The organism is Sphingomonas sp. RB1R13, assembly GCF_036663775.1.
Lineage (GTDB): Bacteria > Pseudomonadota > Alphaproteobacteria > Sphingomonadales > Sphingomonadaceae > Sphingomicrobium.
The window spans coordinates 1-1388 of the sequence record NZ_JAXOJM010000032.1; the positions used below are offsets into that span (position 1 = coordinate 1).

Sequence of the window (1388 nt, forward strand, 5' to 3'; positions counted from 1 at the left end):
TCGGGCGCAAGAGACGGGCCGCTACGGAATTGGTTTGCCCCGAGAGGACCTCCATGTCGATCGAGATCAAGATGCCCGCGCTGTCGCCGACCATGGAGGAAGGCACGCTGGCCAAATGGCTGGTGAAGGAAGGGGACACGGTGAAGTCCGGCGATATCATGGCCGAGATCGAAACCGACAAGGCCACCATGGAATTCGAGGCGGTGGATGAAGGCGTCATCGCCAAGATCCTCGTCGCCGAGGGTTCCGACAATGTGAAGGTCGGCACCGTCATCGCGATCCTGGCCGAAGAGGGCGAGGATGCCTCGTCGGTCCAGGCCCCGACCAAGTCGGAAACCCCGGCTCCGGCCAACCCCATGCCGACCGACCCGACCGATCCCAACAAGACCGGCAGCGAGGCCAAGCCCGCCGAGCGTACCGTCGAGCAGGCCGAAGATCACGGCAAGCCCGCTGATTCGGGCAAGCCGGCCGGCAATGGCGGCCGCGCGATCGCCAGCCCGCTGGCTCGCCGCATCGCCTCGCAAAAAGGTCTCGACCTGTCGGCCGTGACCGGCTCGGGCCCGAATGGTCGCATTGTGAAGGCGGACGTCGAGAACGCGCAGCCGGGCCAGGCCAAGGCCGCCGCTCCTGCTGCGTCGACCTCGGCTCCGGCGGAAGCCGCAGCCGCTCCGGCCGCCGCGCCCAAGCCCGCGCAGGTGCCGGATATCCCGCACGAAGCGTCGAAGCTGTCGAACATGCGCAAGACGATCGCGCGTCGCCTGACCGAATCGAAGCAGCAGGTGCCGCACATCTATCTGACGGTGGATATCCGCCTCGACGCGCTGCTCAAGCTGCGGGGTGAGCTGAACGCCGGTCTCGAATCGCGCGGCGTGAAGCTGTCGGTCAACGACATGCTCATCAAGGCGCTGGGTGTGTCGCTGATGGCGGTGCCCAAGTGCAACGTCATGTTCACGCCGGACCAGCTCATCAGCTTCAAGCGCGCCGACATCTCGGTCGCGGTATCGACCCCGGCTGGCCTCATCACCCCGATCGTGTCGGAGGCGGATACGCGCTCGCTGTCGTCCATCTCGACCACGATGAAGGACCTGGCCACCCGCGCCCGCGACAACAAGCTGCAGCCGCATGAATTCCAGGGCGGCACGGCGTCGATCTCGAACATGGGCATGTTCGGCATCAAGCAGTTCGAGGCGGTCATCAACCCGCCGCAGGGCATGATCCTGGCGATCGGCGCGGGCGAGAAGCGTCCGTACATCGTCGACGACCAGCTGGGCGTGGCGACCGTCATGTCCGCGACCGGCAGCTTCGACCACCGCGCCATCGACGGGGCCGACGGCGCCGAGCTGATGAAGGTGTTCAAGGAGCTGGTCGAGCGTCCGCTCGCCATGCTG

Annotated in this window: 1 protein-coding gene; it reads left to right on the forward strand. The window is 66.4% G+C overall.

All coding sequences use genetic code 11. From position 1 onward, the window contains the following. Positions 1-53: 53 nt before the first annotated feature. A partial coding sequence (locus tag U1700_RS14545; protein WP_332753408.1) for a pyruvate dehydrogenase complex dihydrolipoamide acetyltransferase occupies positions 54-1388 on the forward strand: 1335 nt, incomplete at its 3' end.